Here is a 13866-nt window from a genome sequence, read left to right on the forward strand (position 1 = left end):
CACGCTGTTGAGTTCTCAAGGAACGGACGCTTCCTTTGTACTCACTCCAGCCATTCGGCTGAGGCTTTCCTCCGGGCGCTTCCCTTCGGTGTTTCAAACTCTATCAGGTCTTTTTCTTTACCCTGACCAGCTTCTCGCAGACATGCGAAATTCTGATCTCAAGATGAGAAAAGAGGACTTGAAGGAGACTGCCCGGCTCCACAACACTCTCGTGTCGCTCGCGGGCAGGGTTACGACTGTACAGCGGGCTTGACAGCGGGGGCAAATCGAGGGTGTACCCCTCCCTCGGCCACCCGGCTCCGCCCACACGGAACTCGGACTTTTTATGACTTACGCTGCTGAACAGTGCGCTGGTCCCGGGCAGACGGGTGACGGCGCCGTCGGACTCCGAGCCCTGGGAGGCTTGCCCATGACCCGTGTGACATCCCCCGTCTCCGGCCGTGCCATCGGACTGACCGCGGTGCCGGATCCCGTCTTCTCCGGTGCCATGGTCGGTCCCGGAACCGCGGTCGATCCCGAGCGGACGCCCGCGGAGGCGGTGGCTCCCGTCTCCGGGGTGATCGTCTCCCTCCATCCGCACGCGTTCGTGGTGGTGGACGACGAGGGGCACGGCGTGCTCACCCATCTGGGCATCGACACCGTGCAGCTCAACGGCCAGGGCTTCGAGCTGCTGGTGAACAAGGGGGACAACGTGCAGCGCGGGCAGGCCGTCGTGCGGTGGAACCCCGCCGAGGTCGAAGCGGCCGGCAAGTCCCCGGTGTGCCCGGTGGTGGCGTTGGAGGCCATGGTGGACTCCCTGTCGTCCGTGAACGAGAGCGGTGACGTGAAGGTGGGCGACACGCTCTTCGACTGGCAGTAGCGGCGACCGGCAGACCAACCATCGCGGCGGCGGGCCCGTCGCTTGTACGCGGAGACGGTGAGATGGAAACAACGCTGCGGGGCGTCGGCGTGAGTCACGGTGTGGCGATCGGCGAGGTACGGCACATGGGCACGGCGGTCCTGGAACCGCCCGCGAAGCAGATCCCCACCGAGGACGCCGAACGGGAGCAGGGGCGTGCCCGCCAGGCGGTGGACGCCGTGGCGGCCGATCTGAACGCGCGGGGCAACCTCGCGGGCGGAGAGGCCCAGGCCGTGCTCGAAGCGCAGGCCCTGATGGCCCAGGACCCGGAGCTGATCGTCGACGTCGAGCGACGGATCGCGGTGGGCAGCACGGCCGAGCGCGCCGTGTACGACGCCTTCGCCTCGTACCGGGCCCTGCTGGCCGGGGCCGGCGAGTACCTCGCGGGGCGGGTGGCCGACCTCGATGACGTGCGCAACCGCATCGTCGCCCGGTTGCTGGGCGTGCCCATGCCGGGTGTGCCGGACAGTGACGAGCCGTACGTGCTGATCGCGCGGGATCTGGCGCCGGCCGACACGGCGCTGCTGGATCCGTCGTTGGTCCTGGGCTTCGTGACCGAGGAGGGCGGGCCGACGAGTCACAGCGCGATCCTGGCGCGGGCGCTCGGGGTGCCGGCCGTGGTGGCGCTGCCGGGCGCCGGGGAGCTGGCCGAAGGCGCGGTGGTCGCCGTGGACGGCAGTACCGGGGAGGTGTTCGTGGAGCCGAGCGCCGAGAAGCGGGCCGCGCTGGCGGCGGTCGCGGAGGAACGCAAGGCGGCGCTGGCTTCCTCGACCGGTCCCGGCGCGACGTCCGACGGGCACAAGGTGCCGCTGCTGGCCAATGTGGGCGGGCCGGCGGACGTGCCGGCGGCGGTGGAGGCCGGCGCCGAGGGGGTCGGGCTGTTCCGCACCGAGTTCCTGTTCCTGGACGACAGCGCGAAGGCGCCGTCCGAGGAGAAGCAGGTGACCGCGTACCGGCAGGTGTTGGAGGCGTTCCCGGAGGGTCGGGTCGTCGTCCGGGTCCTGGACGCGGGGGCCGACAAGCCGTTGGACTTCCTCACCCCGGCGGACGAGCCGAATCCGGCGTTGGGGGTGCGGGGGTTGCGGTCCCTGTTGGACCACCCCGATGTGCTGCGCACCCAGCTGACCGCGCTGGCCAGGGCCGCCGAAGGGCTTCCGGTGTATCTGGAGGTGATGGCGCCGATGGTGGCGGACCGGACGGATGCGAAGGCGTTCGCTGACGCCTGTCGTGCGGCGGGGTTGCGCGCGAAGTTCGGCGCCATGGTGGAGATCCCCTCGGCGGCGCTGCGGGCGCGTTCGATCCTCCAGGAGGTCGAGTTCCTGTCGCTGGGCACCAACGACCTCGCGCAGTACACGTTCGCCGCGGACCGGCAGGTGGGTGCGGTGTCGCGGTTGCAGGACCCGTGGCAGCCGGCGCTGCTGGATCTGGTGGCGCTGTCGGCGGAGGCGGCGAAGGCGGAGGGCAAGAGTTGCGGGGTGTGCGGTGAGGCGGCGGCCGATCCGCTGCTGGCGTGCGTGTTGACGGGGCTGGGCGTGACGTCCCTGTCGATGGGCTCGGCGTCGATCCCGTACGTACGGGCGGCGCTGGCCAAGTACACGCTGGCGCAGTGCGAGCGCGCGGCGGCGGCGGCCCGGGCCGCGGACACCGCCGAGGACGCGCGGAACGCGGCGCAGGCGGTGCTCTCCGGGGAGTAGTCGGTGCCGGGGCGCTCCGCTGTGCGGGGCGCCCCGGTGACGGGTCCGGGTGTCAGTGGTGGGTGTGGCCGCTCGTGCCCGGGCCGATGCCGTCGATGTCGGGGGGCGCGCAGTAGTCCACGCCGGATTCCGGGGAGATGGGTTCGCCGGAGACGGCGTCGGTGCAGTAGGCGTCGAACACCTGTGCCGCGGTGAGGGGGGCGAGTCCGTCGTCGACGAGGCGCCAGCCCTGGACGCGGTCGTCGTGGCCCGGGGTGGTGGTGCGCATGACGAGACCGCCGGGGCTCCGGGTCGCGAAGCCCGTGGCGAGCACGGTGGCGAGTTCGACCGCGGCGGCTTCGTCGGCTTCGGTGAGGCCCGTCGCGTCGCTGCGGGCCCGGAAGACGCCGAGGAGGGTTTCCGCGGGGGTGGTGACGCTGCCGACGAGGTGGTGCGCGCCGGGGCGGGCGGAGCGCAGGATGCGCAGCAGGAGGTCACAGGCGCGGGCGAAGGCGGCCCGGCCGATGTCCTCGCCGCAGGTGGCGCACTCCCCCGCACGGGCGAGGGCGTGGGTGGCGTACTCCCAGGTGGCCTGGCGTGCGGTCTCGTCGAGGAGGTCGGGGAGCAGTTCGGCGAGGGGGCGGCCGTCGTAGGGGACGGTGGGGCCGGTGGCGGCGAGTTCGGCGGTGAAGCGGGTGCGGGAGGCGCGGGTGTCGGGATCGATGCCGGTGCGGGCGCAGTAGGAGGCGTACTGCTCGGGGTCGAAGAGGGCGATGCTGGTGTGTTGGCCCCGGGCGTCGAGTGCGCGGAGGACGGCTTCGGTGTGGCGCAGGTAGGCGTGGTGGTCGTCGAAGGGGAAGCTGCGGTAGCGGCGCATGGCCGTGAAGTCCACGGCGTCGGCGAGGAGGCCGAGGGTGCCGGCGATCTCGCGGTAGATCCGTTCGTTCGAGGTGGCGTGGTGGTCGGTCGGTGTCATGGTTCCCCCTGTGCACGGTCGATCGATGCTCACTCACCGTAACCGGGGGGACTGACATCGGTGCTCGGCGTGGGTGGCGGGGTCGGGGTCAGGGGCGGCGGGCGGCGAGTTCCACGTAGAAGTGGAGGAGGTCGACGCGGTCGACGGAGCCGGGGTTGACGGCCCGGTCGAGGGGGGTGCCCTGGAGGAGGCGTTTGACCGGTACTTCGAGGCGTTTGCCGGTGAGGGTGTGGGGGACGGCGGGGACTTCGATGATCTCGTCGGGGACGTGGCGGGGGGAGAGGTTCTCGCGGATGGTCCGCTTGACGAGGGAGCGCAGTCGGTCGTCGAGGGCGGTGCCCGGGGCGAGGTGGACGAAGAGCGGCATCCAGTACCCGCCGTCGGCCTGTTCGACGCCGACGACGAGGGATTCCTTGATCTCGGGGAGGCGTTCGACGGCCTCGTAGATGTCGGCGGACCCCATGCGGACGCCCTGGCGGTTGAGGGTGGAGTCGGAGCGGCCGTGGATGACGACGGAGCCGTGGGGGGTGAGGGTGATCCAGTCGCCGTGTCGCCAGACTCCGGGGTAGGTGTCGAAGTAGCTGTCGTGGTAGCGGTGGCCGTCGGGGTCGTTCCAGAAGTAGAGCGGCATGGACGGCATGGGCCGGGTGACGACGAGTTCGCCGACCTCGTCGAGGAGGGGCCGCCCCTGGGGGTCCCATGCCTGGAGGTCGGTGCCGAGGCCGGGTGCCTGGAGTTCGCCGATGTGGACGGGGAGGGTGGGTACCGCGCCGGCGAAGCAGGAGCAGACGTCGGTGCCGCCGCTGACGGAGGCGATCCACAGGCCGCCGTCGCGGTCGGCGAACTCGTCGTGCAGCCAGCGGAAGCCGTCGGGGGGCAGGGGGGAGCCGGTGGTGGCGACGCAGCGGACGCGGCTGAGGTCGTGGTCGCGGGCCGGGTGCACGTCGGCCTTGCGGCAGGCCATCACGTAGGCGGCGGAGGTGCCGAAGAAGGTGGCGCCGGTCCGTTCGGCGATGCGCCACTGGGCACCGGTGTCGGGGTGTCCGGGGCTGCCGTCGTGCAGGACGATCGTGGTGCCGGTGAGGAGCCCGGAGACGAGGAAGTTCCACATCATCCAGCCGGTGGACGTGTACCAGAAGAAGCGGTCGTCGGGGCCGAGGTCGCAGTGGAGCCCGAGTTGTTTGTAGTGCTCCAGGAGGATGCCGCCCTGGGACTGGACGATCGCTTTGGGCAGTCCGGTGGTGCCGGAGGAGTAGAGCACCCACAGGGGGTGGTCGAAGGGGACGGGGGTGAAGTCCGGTGCGGTGTCGTCGGCGGTGAGGTCCGCCCACGCCAGGGCGCCGTCGGGGGCGGGGGTGCCGAGCAGGGGGACGTGGACGACGGCGCGCAGGGTCGGCAGCTGGGCCCGGAGTTCGGCGACGGTGTCGGTGCGGTCGTGTTCCTTGCCCCCGTAGCGGTAGCCGTCGACGGTGAAGAGGACGACGGGTTCGACCTGTTGGAAGCGGTCGAGGACGCTGCGGGCGCCGAAGTCGGGGGCGCAGGAGGTCCACACGGCGCCCACGGTGGCGGTGGCGAGGAGGGCCACCACGGCCTGCGGGACGTTCGGGAGGTAGCCGCTGACCCGGTCGCCCGGGCGGACCCCGAGGTCGCGCAGCGCGGCGGACAGCGAGCCGACCTGGCGGCGTAGCTCGGCCCAGGTCACGGGGGCGGGGCCGTGGGTCTCGTCGACGTGGAGGAGGGCGGGTTCGGCGGGGCGGTCGGCGGCGGTTCGCAGGGCGTGTTCGGCGTAGTTGAGGGTGGCGCCCGGGAACCAGGTCGCGCCGGGCATCCGACGGGTGCCGAGCACCTGTGTGGGGGGCGTGGTGAAGCGGACGTCGAACCATGCGGCGACGGCCTGCCAGAAGGTGTCGAGTTCGTCGACGGACCAGCGGTGCAGGGCCGGGTACCCGCCGTGGGCGGGGGCGCCGTGGTGGGCGGCGGCCCAGGTCTGGAAGCGGGTGATCCGGGCGGACTCCACGGTCCGCCGGTCGGGCTGCCAGAGCGGTGGGGTGTTCGCTGAGGACGAGGACATGGTCGGTGCTCCCCTGCCGTGTGCTGGGTGTGGGCGTCCTCGGCGCACGGTGGGTGGTGTGCGCCTCGGCGGCTGAGGGGGACGATGCCATGTGATCGACTCGCGCACCAGGGCGGGACGCACCGGTGAGCAGTGGTGGTGTCCCGGGTGAACGGCGGCTGAACGCACCACGTTGCCCCCGGGCGCGGTGGCAGGGTGATCGTCATGGATGGTCGTGGCCTGTTGCGGTCGGTGAAGGCACTCGGTGCGGGGGGACCGTCGCTGGGGCTGCGTGCGGTGCGCGCGGCGCTGCGCCGACGGCGGGTGGACGCGTCCGCCCTGGCGCCGCGGGGGGCGGAGCGGGCCCGGGTGCCGGGTGCGGTGACGGACGTGGAGTCGGGTCCGGGCGGGGGTGTCATCCGGTTCGCCCGTTCGGAGCTGCGGCTCCTGGTGACGGTGACGGGAGCGGTGTTCTGGGGCTGGGACGGTGCCGGGCCCGAGCCGTCGTACGCCCTGTGCGGCGCGGCGCCGGAGGCCGATCCGCGCGCCATGTTGGAGCCGGACAAGGACGGTGGGTGGCGGGTGGTGTCGGAGCGGATCACGGTCGCGGTGTCGCGGTACGGGGGGATCGAGGTCCGTACTCCGGGCGGGGTGGTGTTGCGCCGGGTCGAGCCGCCGCGCTGGTGGGAGTCGGCCGGGGGCGGGGTGGCACGGTGGGTGCAGCGGGCGGAGGTGGCGGCGGACGCGCGGTTCTTCGGGCTCGGGGGGCGGGCGGCGGGGCCGCGGCTGGTGGACGGGACGTACCGGTTGTGGAACACCGATCCGGGGGGTTCGTTCGGGCCGGGTGACGACCCGTTGTCGATCACGATGCCCGTGCAGTGGGTGGTGGCGGACGGCGGGACGCATCTGGTCTTCCACGACACGACGTGGGACGGGTCGGTCTCGCTCCAGGAGGGCGAGGAGGGGGACGGTTCGGGGCACGACCGGCCGGGGACGGTGGAGCTGCGCTGTGACGGGGGGCCGTTGCGGTGTTGGGTGGTGGTGGGCGCGCCGGCCCGGGTGCTGCACACCTGGGTGTCGTTGACGGGCGCGCCCGCGGTGCCGCCCGGGTGGGCGCTCGGGTACCAGCACGCGCGGTGGGGGTTTGGGAGCGCGGCCGAGGTGCGGCGGACGGTCGCCGGGTACCGGGAGCGGGGGTTGCCGTTGGACGCGGTGCACCTGGACATCGACCATCTGGACGGGCACCGGGTGTTCACGGTGGACCGGCGGCGGTTCCCGGAGTTGCCGGAGTTGGCGCGGGAGCTGGCGGCGGACGGGGTGCGGTTGGTGTCGATCGTCGATCCGGCGGTGAAGGCGGAGCCGGGGAACCCGGTGTTCGAGTCGGGGCGGGCCGTGGGGGCGTTCGTGCGGGACGCGACCGGGCGGGAGGTGGTCGGCACGGTCTGGGCGGGTGAGTCGGTGTATCCGGACTTCACGGATCCGGGGGTGCGTGCGTGGTGGGGTGACTGGTACGGGGAGCGGTTGGGTCAGGGGTTCGCGGGGTTCTGGCACGACATGAACGAGCCGGTGTCGTTCGCGGCGTTCGGCGAGCGGACGTTGCCCCGGTCGGCGCGGCACTCGTTGGAGGGGCGGGGCGGGGACCACCGGGAGGCGCACAACGTGTACGCCCTGGGGATGGCGCGGGCTGCCTACGAGGGGGTCCGGCGGCTGCGTCCGGCCGAGCGGCCGTTCCTGTTCTCGCGGTCGGGCTGGGCGGGGATGCAGCGGTACGGGGGCACCTGGTCGGGGGACGTGGCGACGGGGTGGCCGGGGTTGCGCGCGTCGTTGGCGTTGGTGCTGGGGTTGGGGTTGTGCGGGGTGCCGTACTCCGGGCCGGACGTGGGGGGCTTCACGGGGAGTCCGTCGCCCGAGTTGTACCTGCGGTGGTTCCAGTTGGGTGCGCACCTCCCGTTGTTCCGTACCCATTCGGCGCTGCGGGCGGGGCGGCGGGAGCCGTGGGCGTTCGGCGAGGAGGTGGTGGAGCACGCGCGGGCGGTGCTGCTCGAACGGCGGCGGTTGGCTCCGTACCTGATGACGCTGGCGCAGTTGGCGGCGCGCACGGGGGCGCCCTATGCGCGTCCGTTGTGGTGGGGTGCTCCGGAGGACCGGGCGTTGCGGGACTGCGGGGACGCGTTCCTGTTGGGTGACGCCCTGTTGGTCGCGCCGGTGATGGAGCCGGGGGTGGACCGGCGTGCGGTGCACCTGCCGGCGGGCACCTGGTACGACGCGGTCAGTGGCGCCGCGTTCACGGGTCCGGGGCGGGTTCGGGTGGCGGCGCCGTTGTCGCGGGCGCCGGTCCTGGTGCGTGCGGGTGCGGTGCTGCCGGTGCGCGGGGCGGACGGCGGGGTGGAGTTGGAGGTGTGGCCTCCCGTGCGTGGGGGTACGGGAGGCGGCCTGGTGGTGGCGGACGCCGGTGACGGGTGGGGGACGTCCGAGGTGGAGCGCTTCACGACGCGGTGGCGGGGTGAGGGGGTGGTCGTGGAGCGTGAGGGCGGTGGCCCGGTGGGGTATCCGGTCCGGCTGCGGGAGGTGTGAGCCGGACCGGCGCGCCGCACGGTACGGACCGCCGGGGTCGTGGCCCGGGGTGCCGGGCCGTCCGGTCGGGGTGCCGGCTCAGCCGTGGCGGCCCTCGAACCACGCCTTGGCGGCCAGGGTGTGAAGGGGGAAGGCGAGTTCCGTGGGGCGGCGCAGCAGGTGCCACCCTTCCGTCTCGTCCGTGGGAACGGAGGGGGGCAGTTCGGACGCGGGTCGTTCCGGGAGGGCTCCGAAGAGGACGAGGTACCCGTCGGGTGCGCTGAGTACGTGGGCGATGCGCACGTCCCGGGCCGCGGCGTCGATGCCGGTCTCTTCCTTGAGCTCCCGTACGAGGGCCTCGCGCCAGTCCTCGTGGTGCTCGATGAACCCGCCGGGCAGGGCTATGCCGCCGAGTGCGGGGGCCACCGTGCGGGTGATGACGACCAGGGCGGTGCCCTGGTCGTCGTAGACGGGCTGGAGGGCCACCGCCACGGGCAGGGGGTTGCGGTACGTCGTGGTGCCGCAGGTGGCACACCCCCTGGGCCAGCCGGATGCCTCGGCGGCGAAGGGGGCGCCACAGCTCGAACAGTGGGAGTCCCGTACGGGGTTGGTGGTGTGGTGCTGGGAATCGGACACGCGCGGACTGTATCCGATCGCCCGGGGCGGACGGCGCGCCGTCCCGTGTGCGGGCGGTAGGGGCGTCGGGTCGTGCGGTGGGGTTGGCCGGAACCACCCCCGTCGGTCCCGGCCAACCTCACCGATAAGACCGGACGCAGTTCGGGGGTGTGCGGTTCTGTCGTCCGGGGCTGAATTTCACCGTTCGCCGTTCGCCGACCGTCGCGGGGGGGGTGCCCGACGGTCGGTGACGACCGGTCCCGTCAGGTGGTGGCGGTCTGGCGCGTCACCTCGCCGACGGTCAGGGCGTGTTCGACGACCTCGATGAGGACTTCCTTGGCGGAATCCCGGTGCCGGACGTCGCACAGGACGACGGGAACGGAGCCGTCGAGGTCGAGCGCTTGGCGCACGGAGTCGGCGGGGTAGCGGTCGGCTCCGTCGAAGCAGTTGACGCCGACGATGAAGGGGATGCTGCGCCGTTCGAAGTAGTCGACGGCGGCGAAGCAGTCCTCCAGGCGGCGGGTGTCGGCGAGGACGACGGCGCCGAGCGCCCCGGTGGCGAGTTCGTCCCAGAGGAACCAGAAGCGGTCCTGTCCGGGGGTGCCGAAGAGGTAGAGCACCAGGTCCTGGCGGAGGGTGATGCGGCCGAAGTCCATTGCCACGGTGGTGGTGTTCTTGCCCTCGACGCCGTGGGTGTCGTCGACCGGGCGGCCCGCTTCGCTGAGGGTCTCTTCGGTGCGCAGTGGCTTGATCTCGCTCACCGCGCCGACCAGGGTGGTCTTGCCCACGCCGAAGCCGCCCGCCACCAGGATCTTGAGGGTGACGGGTTCTATGGGGGCCTTGCCCCGCTCAGTACGCCCCAGGACCATCGGATTCGTCTCCTGCCTCAGTGGTGTGGGGCGGCGGGGGACCGTATCCTCCGCCGCCAGGTGTTTCGATGACGAGTACGTCGCCGGGGCGGACAGCGACCGTGTCGCTGCCGTCCAGGTGCAGGACCGTACCGTCCGGGTGTTCGACCCGGTCGGTGCCGAGGGCGCCCGGGGCACCGCCGGCGAGACCGTAGGGCGGGACCCTGCGGTGTTGGGAGAGGGTGGAGACGGTCATGGGCTCGCGGAACCTGATGCGGCGCACGGCTCCGTCGCCGCCGTGCCAGCGGCCGGCGCCGCCGCTGCCGTGTCGGACGGCGAACTCCTCCAGGAGGACGGGCAGGCGCCACTCCAGGACCTCGGGGTCGGTGAGCCGGGAGTTGGTCATATGGGTCTGGACGACGGACGTTCCGTGGAAGCCGTCCCCGGCGCCGGAGCCGGAGGCGATCGTCTCGTAGTACTGGTGGCGGTCGTTGCCGAAGGTGACGTTGTTCATCGTGCCGGAGCCCTCCGCCTGGACGTCCAGGGCGGCGTACAGGGCGCCGGTGATGGCCTGTGAGGTCTCCACGTTGCCCGCGACGACGGCCGCCGGGGCGCGCGGGGCGAGCAGCGAGCCGGGCGGGACGACGATGTGCAGGGGGCGCAGGCTGCCGTCGTTGAGGGGGATGTCGTCGGCGACGAGGGTGCGGAACACGTAGAGCACGGCCGCGACGACCACGGCGGACGGGGCGTTGAAGTTGGTCGTCAGCTGCGGGGACGTGCCGGTGAAGTCGATGGTGGCCGCGCGGGCCGCGCGGTCGACGGTGACCCGTACCCGGATGACGGCGCCCGAGTCGGTCTCGTAGGTGTGGGCGCCGTCCCGGAGGGTGTCGATCACGCGGCGGACGGATTCCTCGGCGTTGTCCTGGACGTGGCGCATGTACGCCTGGACGACGTCGAGGCCGAAGTCGTCGATCACGCGGCGGACCTCGTCCACGCCCTTGTGGTTCGCGGCGATCTGGGCGCGCAGGTCGGCCAGGTTGGTGTCGGGGTCGCGGGAGGGGTGGGTCGCCGTGGTGAGCAGCTGGAGGGTTTCCGCCTCGCGGAAGCGGCCGTCCTCGGCGAGCAGCCAGTCGTCGAAGAGGACGCCCTCCTCGGCGAGGGTGCGGCTGTCGGCGGGCATGGAGCCGGGGGCGGTGCCGCCGATCTCGGCGTGGTGTCCGCGCGAGGCCACGAAGAAGAGCGGGGCACCTGGGGTCTGCGCTCCGGGGCCGGTGGCGGCTTCGGCTTCGGCTTCGGCTTCGGTGCGGGTGTCGGTGGGGCGGGCGAAGACGGGGGTGATGACGGTGACGTCGGGCAGGTGGGTGCCGCCGTGGTAGGGGTCGTTGACCGCGTAGGCGTCGCCGGGGCGGATGGTGCGGCCGCGGCGGCGGATGACCTCCTTGACGCTGGTGCCCATCGATCCCAGGTGGACGGGGATGTGCGGGGCGTTGGCCACGAGGTCGCCGTCGGGGTCGAAGAGCGCGCAGGAGAAGTCGAGGCGTTCCTTGATGTTGACGGACTGCGCGGTGGACTCCAGCCGGGCGCCCATCTGTTCCGCGATGGACATGAAGAGGTTGTTGAAGACCTCCAGGAGCACCGGGTCGGCGGTGGTGCCGGTGCGGGAGTCCGCGGGCGCGGTGGTGCGTTCCAGGACCAGGTGGCCCGCCGGGTGCAGGGTGGCCCGCCATCCTTCGTCGACGACGGTGGTGGCGCCGTCCTCGGTGATCAGTGCGGGCCCGGTGACGGCGAGGTCCGGTGACAGGTGGGCGCGGCGGTGCAGGGGGGCCCGTCGCCAGGCTCCGCCGGTGTGCAGGGCCGCCTCGGCGGGGGGCTCGGGGGCGGTGGCGGGCGGGGCGAGGGAGGACAGGTCGGGGGGATCGGTGGGGCCCACGGCCTCCACCGACACGGATTCGACGACGATCGGGCGGTCCAGGGCGAAGGAGTACACGGCGCGGTGGCGGTCCTCGAAGGCCCGGGCCATCGTGTCCGGCTCCCCGAGGTCGACGGTGAGGGTGGTGTCCGTGCCGTCGTAGCGCAGTCGGGCGCGCCGGGTGACGCGGACGTCCTCGTCGGGGACGCCTTCGGCCAGCAGTTCGGCGCGGGCGGTCGCTTCCAGGGCGTCGGCGGTGTCGCGCACCCGGGGAGTCGTGGCCGGGCCCAGGGGCGCTTCGACGGACCGTTCGCGTAGGGCGGCGAGGTCGGCGAGGCCGATGCCGAGGGCGGACAGCACGCCCGCCAGGGGTGGTACGAGGACGGTGCGGATGCCGAGCGAGTCGGCGACCCGGCAGGCGTGCTGTCCCCCGGCGCCGCCGAAGGTGGTCAGGGCGTAGCGGGTGACGTCGTGGCCCTGTTGGACGGAGATGCGGGTGACGGCGTTGGCGATGTTGGCCACGGCGATGCGCAGGTATCCCTCGGCGACCTGTTCCGGGGTGCGGTCGTCGCCGGTGCGGCGGGTGATCTCGGCGGCGAGCGCGGCGAAGCGGTGGCGGACGAGTGCGCCGTCGAGGGGCTGGTCGCGGTCGGGCCCGAACACCCGGGGGAAGTGGTCGGGCTGGATGCGGCCGAGCATCAGGTTGGCGTCGGTGACGGTGAGCGGTCCCCCGGCGCGGTAGCAGGCGGGGCCGGGGTCGGCGCCGGCGGAGTCGGGGCCGACGCGGTAGCGGCTGCCGTCGAAGTGGAGGACGGAGCCGCCGCCGGCGGCGACGGTGTGGATGTCCAGCATGGGGGCCCGCAGTCGCACCCCGGCGACGGTGTGGGTGAGGACGCGTGGGTAGGTGCCGGCGTAGTGGGAGACGTCGGTGGACGTGCCGCCCATGTCGAACCCGATGACGCGGTCGTGGCCGGCGAGTTCGGACATGCGGGCCATGCCGACGATGCCGCCCGCCGGTCCGGACAGGACGGCGTCCTTGCCGCGGAACCGGGTGGCGTCGGTGAGACCCCCGTTGGACTGCATGAACAGCAGGCGTCCACGGGGCACGTCCAGTGCCTCGCCCAGGCGCTGGACGTAGCGGCGCAGCACCGGCGAGAGGTAGGCGTCGGCGACGGTCGTGTCTCCGCGGGGCACCAGCTTCATCAGCGGGCTGACCTCGCTGGACAGGGAGATCTGGGGGAAGCCGACGCGGGCGGCGAGTTCACCGACGCGCTGTTCGTGGTCGGGGTACAGATGGCTGTGGAGCAGGACGACGGCGACGGCGCGGACACCGTCGGCGCGGGCGGCGCGCAGCGGTCCTTCCAGGGCGTCGAGGTCGGGCTGGCGCAGTACCTGGCCCTCGGCGGTGACGCGTTCGTCGACCTCGATGACGCGCTCGTGGAGCGGGTCCGGCAGGACGATCTCGCGGTCGAAGATGCGGGGCCGGTTCTGGTAGGCGATGCGCAGGGCGTCGCGGAACCCCCGGGTGATGACGAGGGCGGTGCGTTCCCCGGTGCGTTCGAGCAGGGCGTTGGTGGCGACGGTGGTGCCCATGCGCAGGGACGCGATCGTGGGCGCGGCCGGGGCGGGTCCGGGGTGCTGCGGGCGCTCTGCTCGTCCTGGGTGGGCTGCGGGCTCGGCGTGCGCTGCGCGCGCGGTGTGTTCGGCGTGCGCGGCGTGTTCGGCGAGGAGGAGCCGGATGCCCTCGACGGCGGCGTCGGGGGTCTCGGGTCCGGGGTCGCCGGGGGTCCCTCCGGGTCCCGCGGGGTCGCGGGGCCGTGCGGAGAGGACCTTGCGGGTGACGAGGCTCCCGTCGGGCCTGCGTGCGACGACATCGGTGAAGGTGCCACCGCGGTCGACCCAGAACTGCCAGCCCGTCACGTCGTTCTCCCCGCTGCCGTGCTGCTCAGAGGGCCCTCAGGCCGCTGATCACGTCGCGCAGGATACTCGCGTCCGGCAGCTCGGCAGGTGGCACGGGGCGTGTCACGTGCACGAGTTCGTCTTCGACGAGGTCACCGATCAGGACGCGGACCACGCCGATCGGAAGGTCCAGTTCCGCCGCGAGTTCGGCGACGGACTGCGGCGTGTCGCGGCACAGCTCGATGATGTCGACGTGTTCCGGGGAGAGTGACTGGTCGGCCTCCGGGTTGGCTACGTGGGACTCGGTGAGCACCACCGCGATCAGATCGAGGCGGTGTTGGTTGGCGCTGGTGGTGCGGCCCCGGGTCATCGCGTACGGACGTACCACGGGGCCGGCGTCGTCATCGAACCAGTGGGGGGTTCCCTGACCGTCTGCGCTCATGCA

General features: G+C 72.7%; 10 protein-coding genes. 4 read left to right on the forward strand and 6 right to left on the reverse strand.

All coding sequences use genetic code 11. The features are described from left to right. The 3 genes from ACFV88_RS24865 to ptsP all read left to right on the forward strand — a co-directional run. On the forward strand, positions 1 to 253 hold a 253-nt coding region (locus ACFV88_RS24865), incomplete at its 5' end, for a hypothetical protein (RefSeq protein WP_385494077.1). 156 nt (positions 254 to 409) lie between these two features. Continuing rightward, a complete protein-coding gene (locus ACFV88_RS24870; protein ID WP_385494078.1) occupies positions 410 to 859 on the forward strand; it encodes a PTS glucose transporter subunit IIA in 450 nt (149 codons plus the stop codon). Between the two features lie 62 nt (positions 860 to 921). After that, positions 922 to 2592, forward strand: a complete 1671-nt coding sequence (gene ptsP / locus ACFV88_RS24875) for a phosphoenolpyruvate--protein phosphotransferase (RefSeq protein WP_385494079.1) — start codon at positions 922 to 924, stop codon at positions 2590 to 2592. A 52-nt stretch (positions 2593 to 2644) separates the two neighbouring features. Here the strand turns inward: ptsP and ACFV88_RS24880 are convergent, their stop codons facing one another. Next, positions 2645 to 3547, reverse strand: a complete 903-nt coding sequence (locus ACFV88_RS24880; protein WP_385494080.1) for a hypothetical protein — start codon at positions 3545 to 3547, stop codon at positions 2645 to 2647. Between the two features lie 88 nt (positions 3548 to 3635). Beyond that, positions 3636 to 5618, reverse strand: coding sequence for an acetoacetate--CoA ligase (locus ACFV88_RS24885; RefSeq protein ID WP_385494081.1), 1983 nt, complete (start codon positions 5616 to 5618; stop codon positions 3636 to 3638). Positions 5619 to 5822: 204 nt separating this feature from the next. On the opposite strand from ACFV88_RS24885, the gene ACFV88_RS24890 reads away from it, so the two are divergent. Further along, complete coding sequence (locus ACFV88_RS24890; protein WP_385494082.1) at positions 5823 to 8171, forward strand: TIM-barrel domain-containing protein; 2349 nt, start codon at positions 5823 to 5825, stop codon at positions 8169 to 8171. A 78-nt stretch (positions 8172 to 8249) separates the two neighbouring features. On the opposite strand, the gene ACFV88_RS24895 is transcribed toward ACFV88_RS24890, so the two are convergent. The 4 genes from ACFV88_RS24895 to ACFV88_RS24910 all read right to left on the reverse strand — a co-directional run bounded on the left by ACFV88_RS24895 (position 8250) and on the right by ACFV88_RS24910 (position 13863). Beyond that, positions 8250 to 8786 (reverse strand): NUDIX domain-containing protein, encoded by a 537-nt coding sequence (locus tag ACFV88_RS24895; RefSeq protein WP_385494083.1) that lies wholly within the window; start codon positions 8784 to 8786, stop codon positions 8250 to 8252. Positions 8787 to 9028: 242 nt separating this feature from the next. After that, the gene (locus ACFV88_RS24900; protein ID WP_385494084.1) at positions 9029 to 9634 is read right to left on the reverse strand and encodes an ATP/GTP-binding protein; all 606 of its coding nucleotides are present in this window, start codon (positions 9632 to 9634) and stop codon (positions 9029 to 9031) included. Then, positions 9615 to 13442, reverse strand: a complete 3828-nt coding sequence (locus ACFV88_RS24905) for a hydantoinase B/oxoprolinase family protein (RefSeq protein ID WP_385494085.1) — start codon at positions 13440 to 13442, stop codon at positions 9615 to 9617. The genes ACFV88_RS24900 and ACFV88_RS24905 overlap by 20 nt, the downstream gene beginning before the upstream one ends. A 25-nt stretch (positions 13443 to 13467) precedes the next feature. Beyond that, positions 13468 to 13863 (reverse strand): DUF742 domain-containing protein, encoded by a 396-nt coding sequence (locus ACFV88_RS24910; protein ID WP_385494087.1) that lies wholly within the window; start codon positions 13861 to 13863, stop codon positions 13468 to 13470. Between the last annotated feature and the right edge of the window lie 3 nt (positions 13864 to 13866).

The organism is Streptomyces sp. NPDC059816 (assembly GCF_042732055.1).
GTDB lineage: Bacteria > Actinomycetota > Actinomycetes > Streptomycetales > Streptomycetaceae > Streptomyces.

Excerpts from the sequence above, each read along its gene's own strand:
- ACFV88_RS24910 (WP_385494087.1), bottom strand. The coding sequence starts at position 13,863 with ATGAGCGCAGACGGTCAGGGAACCCCCCACTGGTTCGATGACGACGCC.
- ACFV88_RS24870 (WP_385494078.1), top strand. The coding sequence starts at position 410 with ATGACCCGTGTGACATCCCCCGTCTCCGGCCGTGCCATCGGACTGACC.
- ACFV88_RS24890 (WP_385494082.1), top strand. The coding sequence starts at position 5,823 with ATGGATGGTCGTGGCCTGTTGCGGTCGGTGAAGGCACTCGGTGCGGGG.
- ACFV88_RS24885 (WP_385494081.1), bottom strand. The coding sequence starts at position 5,618 with ATGTCCTCGTCCTCAGCGAACACCCCACCGCTCTGGCAGCCCGACCGG.
- ACFV88_RS24900 (WP_385494084.1), bottom strand. The coding sequence starts at position 9,634 with ATGGTCCTGGGGCGTACTGAGCGGGGCAAGGCCCCCATAGAACCCGTC.
- ptsP (WP_385494079.1), top strand. The coding sequence starts at position 922 with ATGGAAACAACGCTGCGGGGCGTCGGCGTGAGTCACGGTGTGGCGATC.
- ACFV88_RS24880 (WP_385494080.1), bottom strand. The coding sequence starts at position 3,547 with ATGACACCGACCGACCACCACGCCACCTCGAACGAACGGATCTACCGC.